The 15,122-nt window shown below is 69.4% G+C and carries 11 protein-coding genes and 1 tRNA gene; 9 read left to right on the forward strand and 3 right to left on the reverse strand.

The genetic code is table 11. From position 1 onward, the window contains the following. Positions 1–31 precede the first annotated feature (31 nt). Complete coding sequence (locus tag ACYVL2_RS06970; RefSeq protein ID WP_460541597.1) at positions 32–2,389, reverse strand: ribonucleoside-diphosphate reductase subunit alpha; 2,358 nt, start codon at positions 2,387–2,389, stop codon at positions 32–34. A gap of 337 nt (positions 2,390–2,726) precedes the next feature. Between ACYVL2_RS06970 and ACYVL2_RS06975 the strand changes: the two genes are divergently transcribed. Continuing rightward, a tRNA-Arg gene (locus ACYVL2_RS06975) sits at positions 2,727–2,802 on the forward strand. 42 nt (positions 2,803–2,844) lie between these two features. On the opposite strand, the gene ACYVL2_RS06980 is transcribed toward ACYVL2_RS06975, so the two are convergent. Together ACYVL2_RS06980 and ACYVL2_RS06985 are read right to left on the reverse strand one after the other, a co-directional pair. Next, positions 2,845–3,492, reverse strand: coding sequence for an alpha-ketoglutarate-dependent dioxygenase AlkB family protein (locus ACYVL2_RS06980; RefSeq protein ID WP_460541599.1), 648 nt, complete (start codon positions 3,490–3,492; stop codon positions 2,845–2,847). Between the two features lie 101 nt (positions 3,493–3,593). Beyond that, positions 3,594–3,884, reverse strand: coding sequence for a hypothetical protein (locus ACYVL2_RS06985; RefSeq protein ID WP_460541601.1), 291 nt, complete (start codon positions 3,882–3,884; stop codon positions 3,594–3,596). Positions 3,885–3,981: 97 nt separating this feature from the next. On the opposite strand from ACYVL2_RS06985, the gene ACYVL2_RS06990 reads away from it, so the two are divergent. The 8 genes from ACYVL2_RS06990 to ACYVL2_RS07025 all read left to right on the forward strand — a co-directional run bounded on the left by ACYVL2_RS06990 (position 3,982) and on the right by ACYVL2_RS07025 (position 15,117). Further along, complete coding sequence (locus ACYVL2_RS06990; RefSeq protein WP_460541603.1) at positions 3,982–4,659, forward strand: LppX_LprAFG lipoprotein; 678 nt, start codon at positions 3,982–3,984, stop codon at positions 4,657–4,659. Then, positions 4,646–6,181, forward strand: a complete 1,536-nt coding sequence (locus ACYVL2_RS06995) for an MFS transporter (RefSeq protein WP_460541605.1) — start codon at positions 4,646–4,648, stop codon at positions 6,179–6,181. Before ACYVL2_RS06990 ends, ACYVL2_RS06995 begins: the two co-directional genes overlap by 14 nt. After that, complete coding sequence (locus tag ACYVL2_RS07000; RefSeq protein WP_460541607.1) at positions 6,169–6,459, forward strand: GNAT family N-acetyltransferase; 291 nt, start codon at positions 6,169–6,171, stop codon at positions 6,457–6,459. The genes ACYVL2_RS06995 and ACYVL2_RS07000 overlap by 13 nt, the downstream gene beginning before the upstream one ends. 112 nt (positions 6,460–6,571) lie before the next feature. Beyond that, the gene (locus ACYVL2_RS07005) at positions 6,572–7,090 is read left to right on the forward strand and encodes a histidine phosphatase family protein (RefSeq protein ID WP_460541609.1); all 519 of its coding nucleotides are present in this window, start codon (positions 6,572–6,574) and stop codon (positions 7,088–7,090) included. Positions 7,091–7,170: 80 nt separating this feature from the next. After that, positions 7,171–9,222, forward strand: coding sequence for a HelD family protein (locus ACYVL2_RS07010; RefSeq protein WP_460541611.1), 2,052 nt, complete (start codon positions 7,171–7,173; stop codon positions 9,220–9,222). A 125-nt stretch (positions 9,223–9,347) separates the two neighbouring features. Continuing rightward, positions 9,348–11,057: an ABC transporter family substrate-binding protein gene (locus ACYVL2_RS07015; RefSeq protein WP_460541613.1), complete on the forward strand. Its 1,710-nt coding sequence runs from the start codon at positions 9,348–9,350 to the stop codon at positions 11,055–11,057. 352 nt (positions 11,058–11,409) lie between these two features. Continuing rightward, positions 11,410–13,116: a periplasmic substrate-binding domain-containing protein gene (locus ACYVL2_RS07020; protein WP_460541615.1), complete on the forward strand. Its 1,707-nt coding sequence runs from the start codon at positions 11,410–11,412 to the stop codon at positions 13,114–13,116. 258 nt (positions 13,117–13,374) lie between these two features. After that, complete coding sequence (locus tag ACYVL2_RS07025; RefSeq protein WP_460541616.1) at positions 13,375–15,117, forward strand: ABC transporter family substrate-binding protein; 1,743 nt, start codon at positions 13,375–13,377, stop codon at positions 15,115–15,117. The last annotated feature ends 5 nt before the right edge of the window (positions 15,118–15,122 follow it).

Consider the following 15,122-nt stretch of genomic DNA (forward strand, 5'->3'; position numbering starts at 1 on the left):
CGGGGAGCGCCGCGGCGCTCCCCGCCGGCGGCTACTGGCAGGCCTCGCAGCTCTCCGGGTTCTCCAGGGAGCAGGCCACGTCCTCGGCCGGGGCCTCGGCGGGCCTGGCGGCGGTGACGGTGGTCTGGTTGATCCTGGTCGCCGGTCGGCTGCGCAGGTAGTAGGTGGTCTTCAGGCCCTGCTGCCAGGCGTAGCGGTACATCGACGAGAGCTTGCCGATGGTCGGGCTCGCCTGGAACAGGTTGAGCGACTGGGCCTGGTCGATGAACGGCGTGCGGGCCGCGGCCAGGTCGATCAGGGCGCGCTGCGGCAGCTCCCAGGCGGTGCGGTAGCGCAGCCGGATGTCCTCGGGGATGGACTCGACGCCTTGGACGGAGCCTTCGGCGACGACGATGGCCTGGCGCAGCGACTCGTTCCACAGCCCGCGCTCCTTGAGCTCGGCGACGAGGTGCCGGTTGACCTGCAGGAACTCGCCCGACAGCGTCTCGCGTTTGAAGACGTTGGAGACGACCGGCTCGATGCACTCGGCGCAGCCGGCGATCGAGGCGATCGTCGCGGTCGGCGCGATCGCGATCATCAGCGAGTTGCGCAGCCCGGTCTCGGCGATCTTCGCGCGCACCGCGTCCCAGCGCTCGGGCACGGTGACGCGGGCCTGGGGCCAGTGGTCGAGGTGCAGGACGCCCTCGGCGGCGCGGGTCTCGTTGAAGTTCGGGTGCGCGCCGAGCTCGTCGGCCAGCGCCGCCGACGTCTCGTAGGCGGTCACGGCGATGTGCTCGGCGATCTTCGTCGACAGCTCGAGCGCCTCGCTGGAGTCGAACGCGAGCCCCAGCTTGAAGAACACGTCGGCCAGCCCCATGCAGCCCAGGCCGATCGGCCGCCACTTGCGGTTGGCCTTCTCGGCCTCGGCGGTCGGGTAGAAGCCGAGGTCGATGGTGCGGTCGAGGAACTTGACGGCGGTGCGGACGGTGCTCTCGAGCCGGTCGAAGTCGAAGCCCTCGGCCGTGCAGTGCTCGGCGAGGTTGACGCTGCCGAGGTTGCACACGGCGGTCTCGGCGTCGCTGGTGACCTCGAGGATCTCGGTGCACAGGTTCGACAGGTGGATGACGTTCTCGCGCCTGGCGGTCTGGTTGGAGGTGCGGTTGGCGGTGTCGGAGAAGGTCATCCAGCCGTTGCCGGTCTGCGCGAGCGTGCGCATCATGCGGCCGTAGAGTTCGCGCGCGGCGATGGTCTTGCGGGCCTTGCCGGCGGCCTCGGCCTCGCGGTAGGCGGTGTCGAAGTCCTCGCCCCACAGGTCGACCAGCTCGGGGACCTCCTTGGGGTCGAACAGCGACCACTGGGCGTCGGCCTCGACGCGGCGCATGAACTCGTCGGGGATCCAGTTGGCGAGGTTGAGGTTGTGGGTGCGGCGGTCCTCGGAACCGGTGTTGTCGCGCAGCTCGAGGAACTCTTCGATGTCGGCGTGCCAGGTCGCCAGGTAGACGCACGCGGCGCCCTTGCGGCGGCCGCCCTGGTTGACCGCGGCGACCGAGGAGTCGAGGGTGCGCAGCCACGGGACGATCCCGTTGGAGTGGCCGTTGGTCCCCCGGATGAGTGAACCGCGGGAGCGGACGCGGGACCAGGCGATGCCGATGCCGCCGGCGTATTTGGACAGCCGCGCGACCTGGCTGTAGCGCTCGTAGATCGAGTCGAGCTCGTCTTTGGGGCTGTCGAGCAGGAAGCACGAGGACAGCTGCGCCCGTTTGGTGCCCGAGTTGAACAGCGTCGGCGACGAGGGCAGGTAGGCCAGCTGGGAGAGCAGGCGGTAGAGCTCGGCGGCTTCGGCGACCGACTGGCTCAGCCCGCAGGCGACGCGGAGCATGAAGTGCTGGGGCCGCTCGAGGACGGTGCGGTGCTCGGGGTGGCGCAGCAGGTAGCGGTCGTAGACCGTCCGCAGTCCGAAGTACTCGAAGCGGTCGTCGCCGGCGTCGTCGATCACCGCGTCGAGCTCGTCGCCGTGCGCGGCGACGAACGCGACCAGATCCTCTGAGAGCAGCCCGTTCTCGCGGCATGCGGCGATCGAGGTGGTGAAGGAGACGACGCCTTCGGAGGCGGTCTCCTCGGCGATGTGCTCGGCCAGGAGCCGGGCGGCGAGCTTGGAGTAGGTCGGCTCGGAGGCGACCGACGCCGAGGTGATCTCGATGGTCCGCTCGCGCAGGTCGCCGAGCGTGGCGCCGGGCCAGATGCCGGCCTGCACCTGGGCGATGACCTTCTCGGCGTCGACGTCGGGGAGTCCGACGGCGTGCGATCGGACCTTCTCGGCGATGGATGCGGCGAGTCCGCCGCCGGATTGAGCGCCCCGCTGTGCCGGAGCGGTGGTGGTGGCGGATGTCGTGGTGGCGAGCCCGGTCATCTCTGCATCCCCTCGTGATCTGCGATTCGCGTGCGTCGGCGACGCCGAAACGGCCGCCTTTTCGCGGTGGGCGGCGAACGCGGCTGAAGTCGACCCGACGAGAGGGAATCATACATGTTGTGGTTGCCTCGCGGGGTCTCCCCAAGATGTTGGTGTTCTCTGGGGTTTTGCCGAGCGAAATCGCAGCGTGTCCGCTAAGCTTGGCGGTTTCCGAGGTGCCAGCCTATGCGCCGCGTGAGACAGTCCGGGGCCGAAACATGCGGCTCCCACGAAGGTGTGATCTTCACCGTCCAAACCGCCTGCCTCGGCGCCCGGCCCGCCTGGTAGCATCGTCCTCGCCTCCGTAGCTCAGGGGATAGAGCACCGGTTTCCGGGACCGGGTGTCGCAGGTTCGAATCCTGTCGGGGGCGCCAATCCGATCCGCACGGAATGCCACCCGGCCGACTCGCGATCGCTCAGCGCAGCCCGCTGACGCGCAAGGTGATGTTCAAACGCCCGGTCAGGTCGAGACCGGCCGGGGCCGTGCTGGCGAGGACCCGCGGGACGCCGTGGTATGCCAGGCGCGAGGGCCCGCCGAACACGAACAGGTCGCCGCTGCGCAACTCCAAGTCGGTGTACGGCCCCGCCCGCGACTCGGTGTCGCCGAACCGGAAGACGCACGTGTCGCCCAGGCTGATCGAGACCACCGGGGCGTCGGAGCGCTCCTCCTTGTCCTGATGCATGCCCATGCGGGCGTCGGCGTCGTAGAAATTGACGAGCCCGACGTCGTATTCGAGCGGTTCGGCCTCGTCGTAGGCCGCTTCGGTCGCTCGGCGAGCCAGCTCGCCGAGCAAAGGAGGGAACGGCTTCACCGGCCGGCCGTCGCCGTCCTCCACTGTGGTCGTATAGCGGTACGGGGTCCAGTGCCAGCCGAGGCACACCTGCTTCGCCGTCATGACACCGCCGCCGGGGGTCCGCACGGTGCGCATCCCCGCCGGCGGCCGAGCCCACTCCCGGCATGCCTCCACCAGTTCGCGCTGGCGCTCCAGATCGAGCCAATCGGGAACCAGGACCGCGCCGGGGGCCACTTCGGCACGCTCGCGGGGAATCAGTTCGCCGCCCATGCGACCGGAGTCTAGGGCCGGAGACTCACCCTCGGCACCGCGGTCTGCTCAGACCTCTTCATAGCGGGCGGCGACCGCGACACAAAACCGGACGACTGACCTCAGTCGCCGGCCCGGTCGGCATTCACGGTGTCCGATTCGTTCACCGCCTCCGGAATATCGGCGAGGCAGTCGGCGCGCAGCGAGCGTGCCTCCGCGAGCGAAGCCGGCACGCGCTCTGGCCGTTGCGGTTTCGGTGAAGAACCCACCTCTCGCCGAGCCCCGGAGATCAGTTGCCGGGCGAACTCCATCAGCGGCGGCGGGCCGCGAATCGCGTCGTCGCCTTCCGTCATGGGCACGAATTCCAGGTACCGTGCACCGTTCGACACAAGATCAACCTGCCTGTCGCACATGCGTGTGCCTGTGCCGGCTACCCGACTTCGGGTTCCGGTGCCCTGGCGGCACCGGACCGGTCGGCCGTGGAGGCGTACGGGCCATAGGATCGGTGCCATGACGATGCTCCCCCTTCGGCAGCAGGCGCCGCGCCTGCTGCTCGCCGCCGCCTCCTCGGTGATCGCCCTGTCCGCATGCTCCGACTCCGGTGAAGCGCCCGAGGCCGACGAGACGATGCCGGATGCGGCCGCGGCCATGGCCGACGTCGAGAACGTCCGCTTCGACCTGGCCGTGGACGGGAACGTCGAGGGCCTCGAGATCTCCTCGGCCGACGGCGTGGTCACCTCCGGCGGCGACGCCGAAGGCACCGGCGTCATCACCGCGATGGGCATGGACGTCGAAGTGTCCTATGTGATCGTCGGTGAGCAGGCGTGGGTCAAGGGCTTCACCGGCGACTACCAGGAAGTCCCGGTCGGCGGCGACCAACTGCCGTACAACCCGACGATCATCCTCTCCGGCGACGGCGGCGTCGCCAGGCTCCTGGAGACCTACGACGAGGCCGAACCCCAGGACACCGAAACGGTCGACGGCGTCGACACCTACCGGTACCTGGTGACCTTCGACCCCGAGACCTTCGCCGACTTCATCCCCGCCGCGGGGGAGTGGAACGAGGCCACCGTCTGGTTCGACCAGGACACCCTCCGAGTCGTCAAAGCCGAGTTCGCCCAAGGGGACGCGACGGTGACGCTCCACCTGTCCGACTACAACGACACGGTCGCCATTGAAGCCCCGTAACACCACAGACCGCACCCGGCGGCGCGTCGCCATCGGCGCGGCCGGCACGACCGTCCTGATCGGATCGATCGACGCGTACGTCCTCGTATCGGTCCTGGTCGACATGATCGGCGACCTCGGCATCCCCGCCAACCACCTCGAACGCGCCACACCGCTGGTCACCGGCTACCTGCTCGGCTACGTCGCCGGCATGCCGCTGCTCGGGCGACTGTCCGACCGGTTCGGACGCCGCGCGGTCATCCACTGCTGCCTGGCCGGATTCGCCGTCGGCTCGCTCATCAGCGCCACCGCCGCCGAACTCGTGCCGCTGGTCGCCGGGCGCGCCCTCCAAGGACTCGCCGGCGGCGCACTGCTGCCGGTCACCATGGCGCTGGCCGCCGACCTGTTCGCAGAGCGGCGACGCGCGATCGTCCTCGGCTGGGTCGGCGCCGCCCAGGAACTCGGCGCCGTCCTCGGGCCCCTCTTCGGCGCGGGCGTCGCCCTCCTGGTCGGCTGGCGCGGCATCTTCTGGATCAACATCCCCCTCGCGATCCTGGCCGCCGTCGCCATCCACCTCACCGTGCCCGCCGAAAGCGCCGGCCGCAACAGGGAACGGGTCGACTTCGTCGGCGGCTCGCTCCTGGCCCTGGCCCTCGGACTCTTCGTGGCCGGCCTCTACAACCCCGAACCCGAGCACGCGGTGCTGCCGCCGTGGGGACCGCCGGTCATCGCCGCCGGAGCGGCGGCACTGGTCGCCTTCGCCCTGTGGCAGTGGCGCTCGCCGGTCAGACTCCTCGATCCCGCCGGAGTCCGGTGGCGGCCCTTCGGCCTCGGCCTGGCCGCGAGCCTCGCCACCGGCGCCGCCCTCATGGTCACCCTCGTCGACGTCCAGCTCATGGCCCAGACGCTCCTCGACAAGGACGCCGCGGGCGGCACGCTGCTGCTCCTCTGGTTCCTCATCGGACTGCCCGTCGGCGCGGTCGCCGGCGGCCGACTCGTCGCCCGCTTCGGCGAACGCGTCCCGGCCGTCGCCGGGATGGCCGCCGCCGCCGGCGCCTACGCCCTCATCGCCGCCACGATCCCCGGCGTCGAACCGGGCCTGGCCCTGGCCGGCTTCGCACTCGGCGTCGTCATCGCGCCGCTGTCGGCCGTCGCCCTGCGCACCACCCCCGCCGGCCGGCACGGCATGGCCTCGGCCGCGGTCGTCGTCGCCCGCATGATGGGCATGCTCGTCGGCGTCGCCGCCCTCACCTCCTGGAGCCTCCACCGCTTCCAGCAGTCCACCGCGGACCTCGACACGCCGCTGCCGTTCGGCGTCACCGAAGCCGAATACCTCCGGAGGCAGGAGGTCTACCTCGAAGCGCTCGACGCGGCGCTCGCGGCCCAGTACGGCGACGTCTTCACCGCCACCGCCGCCATCTGCCTCGCCGGCGCCCTCGCCTGCCTCGGCCTCACCGGCAAGGAGCGGCCGGCAGCGGCCCTCGCGCAAGAGCGCCACGCGGGTCCCGGTCGCGGGTTAGGCTGGCGTGCATGGCAGATCTAGTCGTGATCGACAATCCCGAACAGAGCCGGTACGAGCTGCACGACGAGGCCGGGACGGTCCTCGGGCACCTCGAGTACCTCACCCGTGACCAGTTCGTCCAGCTCCCGCACACCGAGGTCGACCGATCCCTGCGCGGACAGGGCCAAGGCGACCGGCTCGCCCGTTTCGCCCTCGACGACCTTCGCTCAAAAGGGACCAAGGTGTATGCGACCTGCCCGTTCGTTGAACGCTGGATGTCGCGCCACCCCGAGTACGACGACCTGCGTTACCAGCCGTAGTCGACACCGTTGGCCACTGTTCACCTCTGCGCCCGGCCCTGGTTAACGCAACGTTCACCTGCGTTCGCAGCATCTTCAATATGAGCTCCCTCCAGGTAGGCGGTCCGCACTGATGCTCTCCGCCCTCGTCCTGCTCCGCCACGCCTCCACCACCCCGGGGAAGGCCCCCGCCCGACTCGACTCGGCCGACGCGCGCCGCGCCCGCTCCATGGCCGACTTCCTCCAGCTCTACAACCCGACAGTGCTGCTCAGCGCCCCCGACCGCGCCTGCGCCGACACCCTCGCCCCGCTCGCCTCACGACTCGGCCTCCCGGTCGCCACCAGCGAGGACCTCACCGCCGACGTCCCCAAGTTCCCCGACGGCGGCGGCAGCGCGCACGCCGCCGCATGGCTCACCGCCCGCGCCGTCCGCGCCCTCCCCGACCCACGGCGCACCGCCGTCATCTGCGCCGAAGGCGTCGTCCTCGCCGCCCTGCTGGTCGCCATCGCCGCCCGCGACTCCCACGACCTGGCCGACTACGACTTCACACTCCCGCTCGAAGGGCCGCCCGGCCTCGCCCCCGGCTGCGGCTGGGTCCTCCACCACGACGACGGGCGCCTGTCCGAGGTCAAACCGCTCGCCCCCGGATAAAAGGATTGCCACCCCGGCCGGCCACGGCTAGCATCGGCAACCCGCCAGCTTCCACCACCGTGCCCGTCCAGGAGACCGCCATGCCCGAAGGCACCGTCGAAGGCACCGCAGCAGCCGAACTGCGCGCCGAGATCGACCACCACGAACGGGCCCGGGCCGCCATGGACGACATGCGCCGCGCCACCGCCGGCACCTACGAACGACACGAGACCGAATTCAACATAGGCAACAGCGGCGGCAAAGGCGACGGCGACAAAGGCCCCGACAAAGAACTCGCCTACGCCATGGCGAAGTACACCACCTCCCGCATGTCCGACCTCACCGAACGCGACATCGCCCTGTTCTTCGGCCGCCTCTGGTTCGACTCCGGCGAGGACTACCACATCGGCCGCCGCCACATCCGCGACGAGACCGCCACCCCGCTCGTCCTCGACTGGCGCGCCCCCGTCTCCGAGCACTACTACCGCGCCTCCGCCCACGACCGCAGAGACGTCGCCCGTCGCCGCCGCTTCGGCTTCCGGAACGCGCAGATCACCGGCTTCGAAGACGAGGACCTGCGCCTGGGCGAATCGCTCGCCTCCGACATCCTCACCGCCGAGATCGAACGCCCCCGCACCGGCCCCATGCGCGACATCGTCGCCACCATCCAGCCCGAGCAGGACGAACTCATCCGCCGCGGCGCCGCCGCCACCCTGTGCGTCCAAGGCGCCCCCGGCACCGGCAAGACCGCCGTCGGCCTCCACCGCGCCGCCTGGCTGCTCTACAACTACGCCGAGCACCTCGCCAAAGCCGGCGTCCTCGTCGTCGGACCCAACGAAGGCTTCCTCGCCTACATCGGCGGCGTCCTGCCCACCCTCGGCGAGACCTCCGTCCGCCAGGTCACCGTCCAACAGCTCACCGGCGCCGACACCGCCAAAGCCACCGACACGCACGAAGCGGCCGTGCTCAAGCACGACGAGCGCATGGCCTCGGTATGCGAACGCGCCGTCTGGGGCCACGTCGGCCGCGCCGCCGACGCCGGCGTCACCGCCGAAGCAGGACTGCTCATCACCGACGGCGGCTGGCGCTGGCGACTGGGCCGCAACTACCTCGACGGCGCCATCGAGACCGCCCGCAAGACCTGCCGCACCTACGAGGCCGGACGCAAGTCCCTCACCGACGCCATCGTGCAGGGCGTCCGCCGCCAGGCCGAGATCCGCGCCGGCCACTCCCCCGACGGCAAATGGGCCACCAGACTCAAAAAGCGCGAGCCGGTCGTCGACTTCCTCGAAGCCGTCTGGCCCGAACTCAACGCCAAAACCCTGCTGCGCAGGCTCTACACCGACCCGGACTTCCGCGCCGACGCCACCGCGGGAATCCTCACACCCGACGAGGCCGCACTCCTCGCCCTCCCCGGCAAGACCCTCAAGCCCACCGCCGCCGACATCCTCATCGCCGACGAACTCCAGTCCCACCTCAAACTCCCCGACCCCTCCCGCTCATACGGCCACATCGTCATCGACGAGGCCCAAGACCTCTCGCCCATGCAGTGCCGCGCCATCGCCCGCCGCGCCGCCGGCGGAGCGCTCACCGTCCTCGGCGACCTCGCCCAAGGCACCACCCCCTGGGCCGCCGCCGACTGGCGCACCCAGATGCGCCACCTCGGCCGCACCGACGCCGAACACACCGAACTGACCGCCGGCTTCCGCGTCCCCGGCGTCATCATCGACCTGGCCAACCGGCTCCTGCCGCACCTCGGCGTCGACGTCGCCCCCGCCCGCTCCATCCGCTCCGACGGGTCCCTCGACCACATCGCGACCGCCGACCTGGCCGGCGGCGTCGCCGAAGCGGTCGACAAGGCCCTCTCCGAAGCCGGCCTGGTCGGCGTCATCGCCGCCGACTCCCAGACCGACGCCCTCCGAGCCGCCCTGCCCGAGCACGACCGCGTCGAAGTCGTCGCCGCCAGTCTCGCCAAAGGCCTCGAATACGACCACGTCGTCGTCGCCGAACCCGCCGAGATCGTCGCCGCCCCCGCCGAGCGGATCCACGTCTCCGCGGGCGTCGGCCTCCGCCACCTCTACGTCGCCCTCACCCGCGCCGTCTCCCGCCTCACCGTCGTCCACACCCGCCCGCTCCCGCCCGAACTGGACTGATCGCGAGCTGACCCCCGCCCGATTAGGCCAAAGTCCCCAAAGGCCGCCCCCGCGGATGTAACGATGTCCCAGTTCGGGCCCTGCACACGCGGCCCACTAGCGGAGACCAATCGGGGAGTGGACAGATGAGCACCACACACGTGCGCGCCACCGCGGCGGCCGCCGCCGCGACCGTGGCCGCGCTGGCGCTGAGCGCCTGCGGAGGCGGCGGCGACGGCGGAGGAGGCGACGGCGACGGTGAGAGCGAGATCTCGTGGGCGATCGCCTCGTCGTGGGAATCGTGGAACCAGAACACCACCTCTGGCAACAACAGCTACCTGCACCAGGCCCTGGTGCCCAGCGAGACCACGCTCGGCGACTTCGACGAGAACGGCGAGTGGTTCCACAACGACGCCCTCCTGGCGCAGGCGCCCGAGCTGGCCGGCGAAGACCCCATGCAGGTGGAGTACACCCTCAACGAGAACGCCCAGTGGTCCGACGGGGAGCCGTTCCGCCTGGAGGACTTCGTCTACGTCTGGTACCAGATGTCGGGCGACGCCGACCACTGCAACCAGGACAAGTGCCAGCCGGCCAGCACCGACTGGGGCTCCAACGTCGCCTCCATCGAGGAGAACGAACCCGGCGTGATCACCATGACCTACGTCGACGGCTACCTCGACCCGGAGTGGGAGTTCTTCCAGACGCCCATGTACCCCACCCACATCGCCGAAGCGGAGGGCTTCGAGGACTGGCAGGACGACCCCGAGGTCATGGGCGACAGCGCCGAGTTCTTCGCCGAGACCGCCCCGACCTGGTCGACCGGGCCGTACACGCCGGTCGACGCCCAGGTCGGCCAGTACGTCATCTACGAACCCAACGAGAACTACCAGGGCTCGGTCGAACCGAGCCTGGACCGGTTGACGCTCAGGGTCGTCGAGGGCACCGAGGCGATCGTCACCGAGATGCGCCAAGGCGCCATCCACGGGGCCTGGCCGAGCCAGTTCAACGCCGAGGAGCTCGCCAAGCTCGACGAGGACGAGGCGCTGCAGTACGAGGTGTACGACGGGTCGATCTGGATCCACATCGACGCGAACACCCGCGGCGAGTTCCTCAGCGACGCCGACCTGCGCCGCGCGGTCTACACCACCATCGACAACGCCGACATCATCGCGAAGAACTACCCGGACACCGACGTCACGCCGCGCACCAACCACTTCTTCAGCGAGTCCAGCCAATACCACGAGGACATCCTCGGCGCCACCGAGCCCGTGCAGGGCTCGGGCGACGCCGACGCCGCCAGGCAGCTGCTGGAGGACAACGACTACACCTGGAACGACGAGGACCAGCTCCTCACTCCCGACGGCGAGCAGGTGACGCTGGACTTCCGCTACGGCGAGACCGACACCGTCCGCAGGACCACCGCCGAACTGGTCCAGTCCTACCTGGCCCAGATCGGCATCGACGTGTCGCTGTCGGCGATCCCCGACGGCGAGCTCGGGCCGGTCCTCACCAGCGGCGAGTTCGACCTGGTCATCTTCGGCTGGTCGGGCACTCCGGCGTTCACGACCGCGCCGTTCCAGTTCTTCGGCTCGGAGTCCGGCTCGAACTTCGGCGGCTTCGAGCTCGAGGGCCTCGACGAGGTCATCGCGCAGGTTCGGTCCACCACCGACATCGACGAGTCCGCCGAGTACGCCAACGAGGTCGACCGCATGGTCATGCCCGAGGCCTACGTGCTGCCGCTGTTCGACGAGCCGCAGTCGATCATGTGGAACACCAATTCGCTGAGCGGCGTCACGGCGAACGGCAACAGTCAGGCCGGGCCCTTGTTCAACGTCCGCGAATGGGAGCCCGCATAACGGAGTGCAAGCGATCATCGGCGGGGCCGGAGCCGTGCACCGGCCCCGCCGACTCGCGTCCGGAGCCGGAGAAAGTCCTGCTCAATTCACTGAATAGCCCGCCCGGTCGATGACCTCATCGGCTTCGCGGCCACTCCGCACATGGGTAAGTCACGAAACCATCACGAATAAACTCCAGTTGAGTCCGCGCCAGTGCCTTTTCCGCCGGGACTGTGACAGTGTTTGACACAACACCGCCGAGGGCGAACTGAGACGCTTCCCCCGAAAAATCACACCCGGGCCGCGAGGCAGTGTTGCTGCGCGGTCGCGTGGAGCGGCCCCCTCGGCTAACGACATCTGGAGGAGAACACTCATGGCTCTTACACGGAGAGCTTTCGGCGGACTGACCATCGGCGGTTCGGCCGCGTTCGCGTTGACCGCTTGCGGCGGTGGCGACGACGGTGGCAGCGACGGGTCCGGCAGCAGGGAGGTCACCTGGGCGATCTCCTCGCAGTGGGAGGCCTGGAACGAGAACACCACCGCCGGCAACAACTCCTACGGCCACCAGGCCATGACCCCGATGATCCCCCTGGGGCAGGTCGGCTACGACTTCACCCCCGAGGGCGAGGTCTTCTACGACGACGCGATCTTCGACGGCGCGCCCGAGCTGGTCTCCGAGTCGCCGATGCAGATCAAGCACACCCTCAAAGAGGGCGCGCAGTGGTCGGACGGCAAGCCGGTCCGCGTCGAGGACTTCATCTTCCAGTGGTACAGCATGTCGGGCAACCCCGACCACGCCAACCAGGAGAAGGCCCTGCCCGCCTCCACCTCCGGTTACGCCGAGATCGCCTCGATCGAGGCGACCGAGGACGGCGGCATCCTCACCACCTACGTCGACGGCTACATCGACCCCGAGTGGTCCTTCTCCGGCGGCGTCTACCTGCCCAGCCACCTGGCCGAAGAGAACGGCTTCGAGAACTGGCAGTCCGACCCCGAGGTCATGGGCGACGCCGTCACCTGGTTCAACGAGAACCTCTGGGACGTCGTCACCGGCCCGTACAAGCCGGTCGACTCCAAGCTCGGCGAGTACATCGTCTACGAGCCCAACGAGAACTACCAGGGTTCGGTCAAGCCCGAGATCCCGAAGCTGACCGTCAAGGTCGTCGCCGGCACCGAGGCGATCGTCACCGAGCTGCGCCAGGGCTCGATCCACGGCTCCTGGCCCAGCGAGTTCAGCGAGGAAGAGCTCGCCAAGCTCGAAGAGGACCCGGCGCTCACCGGAGAGGTCTACTCCGGCTCGGTGTGGATCCACATCGACGCCAACTGCAACAACCCGTTCCTGTCGGACGTCGAGCTCCGCAAGGCCGTGTTCACGGCGATCAACATCCAGGACATCATCGACAAGAACTTCCCCGAGACCGAGGTCGGCCCCAAGGGCAGCCACTTCTTCAGCGAGGGCAACGAGTACTTCGTCGACCACGTCACGCCGACCGGTCAGGGCACCGGCGACTACGACGCGGCCCGCGGCATCCTCGAGGCCGCCGGTTACACCTGGGACGACGCCGGCAAGCTGCTCACCCCCGACGGCGAGCAGGTCACGCTGACCTTCCGCATGTCGGAGACCGACCAGATCCGCAAGACCATCGCCGAGCTGAGCCAGGCCTACCTCGCCGAGATCGGCATCGACCTCACGCTCGAGGCGATCCAGGACGGCGAGCTGGGCGCGGTGCTCACCGAGGGCACCTTCGACCTGGTCATCTTCGGCTGGTCGGGCGACGCGGCCTTCACCGTCGCCCCCGGCCAGTTCTTCCGGTCCGACTCCGGCTCGAACTTCGGCAAGTACGAGAACCCCGACGCCGACGCGGCCATCGACAAGGTCCGCTCGACCGTGGACCTCGACGAGGCCGCCGACTTCGCCAACCAGGTCGAAGAGATCGTCATGCCGGAGGCCTACGTCCTGCCGCTGTTCGACGAGCCGCAGCACATCATGTTCAACAACGAGATCATGGAGGGCGTGCACGCCAACGGCTACAGCCAGGCCGGCCCGCTCTACAACGTCCGCGAGTGGACCACCAAGTAGTCCGCGATCGCGACTGAGCGGTGGGGCCGGCCCGGCCCCACCGCTCTTCAGGTCCGACCGCGACCGCCGGCCCCGTGAACCGGTGGACCCGGCCGAGCCGGGGAGGAAACGCCCTGGTAGACCGGGCCCCTTCGTATAACGAACCCATAACGAACGATGATCATCATCGGTGCGGAACCGGCCACCCCGGATTCCGCGTGCCACGCTTTACCTCGCGCCCCCGTCCCATCCCGACGGGCGCCACCCACGAGAGGAACCATGGAGCGACACCACAAGGCGGCGGCAGCCCTCGCCGCCTTCGCCACCCTGGCGATGACCCTGACCGCGTGCGGGCGCGGCGAGGCCTCCGGCGTCTCGGGGCTCGCCGAATGCGACACCGAACCGGTCACCTGCAACTCCGGCGACCGCATCGACGGCGGCGAGATCACCTGGGCCGTCGACGGCTCCTGGACCGGCTGGAACCTCACCATGGCCTCCGACAACAACGCCTACCTCAGCCAGGCCCTCGCCCCGATGTGGCCCACCTCCGGGCAGTTCGACCAGAACGGCGACTTCGTCGTCAACGAGGGCCTGTTCGCCCAGGACCCGCAGCTGGTCTCCGAGGACCCCATGGCCGTCGAGTACACCCTCGCCGACGGCGCCAACTGGGGCGACGGCACTCCGATCACCGTCGACGACTTCGTCTACCACTGGTACGCCACCTCCGGCGACGCCGACCGGTGCCAGGACTGCACCCCCGCCGGCACCGCCTACGGCTCCAAGGTCGCGGACATCAGCGCCTCCGGCTCGACGGTCACCGTCACCTACGTCGACGACTACTCCAGCGCCGAGTGGCGGTACGAGGACGTCCTGTCCTCGCCCGCGCACGTCGCCGAGGCTCAAGGCTTCGACTGGGACTCCGACCCGGCCGAGATGGCCGCGTCCCAGGTCTGGTTCTCCGAGCAGCCGCCGGAATGGACCACCGGCCCGTTCCGGATCGTCAGCGCCGAAGCCGGCGACCACGTCATCTACGAGCCCAACCCCGACTGGGCCGGCGACACCGAGGTCACCCTCGACAAGCTGACCTTCACCGTCATCGAGGGCCTCGACAGCATCGTCACCGAACTGCGCCAGGGCGCCATCGACGGCGCCTCCCCCTTCTCGATCGACGTCGACTCGATCACCCAGCTCGAGGGCGCCGAAGGGGTCTCCTACGACATCTCCGGCGGCCCCTCCTGGGAGCACATCGACGTCAACACGCGCGGGCCCTTCCTGTCCGACCCCGACCTGCGCACCGCCGTGCTCACCGCGATCGACGTCGAGAACATCATCGGCCGCACCGTCTCCTACGTGCAGTCCGACGCCGTTCGCAAGCTCAACCACCTGTTCCGCAACGACTCGCCGTACTTCATCGACCACCTGACCGCGACCGGCCAGGGCTCGGGCGACGTCGAGCTGTCCATGAGCATCCTGGAGAACGCCGGCTACAGCTGGGACGAGGACGGCTCGCTGCTCACCCCCGACGGCGAGCGCGTCGAACTCCAGTACCGGTACACCGAGTCCAAGACCGCGCGCCGGACCACCGCCGAACTCGTCCAGGCCAACCTCTCCGACCTCGGCATCGACGTCGAGCTCGACCCGATCGCCGACGCCGACCTCGGCGCGGTCCTCTTCGGCGGCGAGTTCGACCTGGTCAACTTCGGCTGGTCGACCACCCCGACGTTCGTGAACGGCGCCAGCCAGTACTGGCACTCCGAGTCGTCGTCGAACTTCGGCGGCCTCAGCGACCCCGAGCTCGACGCGACCCTCGAGCGGCTCGGCGGGACCCTCGACATGGACGAGGCCGCCGAGATCGCCAACGAAGCGGTCGCGCAGGTCATCGGGGACGCCTACGTGCTGCCGATCGTCGACTCGCCGGTGGCCATCATGGTCTCCGATAAGTTGGTCAATGTCCGTGACAACTGGGCCTCGCAGCAGCGGGCCCTGTACAACGTCGCAGAATGGGGAGTCAGTGAGTCCTAGCGAGT

The sequence above is a fragment of the Glycomyces halotolerans genome (assembly GCF_054779575.1).

What these genes read in the sequence shown, in the direction of transcription:
- ACYVL2_RS07010 (WP_460541611.1), top strand. Translation starts at nt 7,171, where the DNA reads ATGCCCGAAGGCACCGTCGAAGGCACCGCAGCAGCCGAACTGCGCGCC.
- ACYVL2_RS06990 (WP_460541603.1), top strand. Translation starts at nt 3,982, where the DNA reads ATGACGATGCTCCCCCTTCGGCAGCAGGCGCCGCGCCTGCTGCTCGCC.
- ACYVL2_RS07025 (WP_460541616.1), top strand. Translation starts at nt 13,375, where the DNA reads ATGGAGCGACACCACAAGGCGGCGGCAGCCCTCGCCGCCTTCGCCACC.
- ACYVL2_RS07005 (WP_460541609.1), top strand. Translation starts at nt 6,572, where the DNA reads ATGCTCTCCGCCCTCGTCCTGCTCCGCCACGCCTCCACCACCCCGGGG.
- ACYVL2_RS06980 (WP_460541599.1), bottom strand. Translation starts at nt 3,492, where the DNA reads ATGGGCGGCGAACTGATTCCCCGCGAGCGTGCCGAAGTGGCCCCCGGC.
- ACYVL2_RS06970 (WP_460541597.1), bottom strand. Translation starts at nt 2,389, where the DNA reads ATGACCGGGCTCGCCACCACGACATCCGCCACCACCACCGCTCCGGCA.
- ACYVL2_RS07020 (WP_460541615.1), top strand. Translation starts at nt 11,410, where the DNA reads ATGGCTCTTACACGGAGAGCTTTCGGCGGACTGACCATCGGCGGTTCG.
- ACYVL2_RS07000 (WP_460541607.1), top strand. Translation starts at nt 6,169, where the DNA reads ATGGCAGATCTAGTCGTGATCGACAATCCCGAACAGAGCCGGTACGAG.
- ACYVL2_RS07015 (WP_460541613.1), top strand. Translation starts at nt 9,348, where the DNA reads ATGAGCACCACACACGTGCGCGCCACCGCGGCGGCCGCCGCCGCGACC.
- ACYVL2_RS06985 (WP_460541601.1), bottom strand. Translation starts at nt 3,884, where the DNA reads ATGTGCGACAGGCAGGTTGATCTTGTGTCGAACGGTGCACGGTACCTG.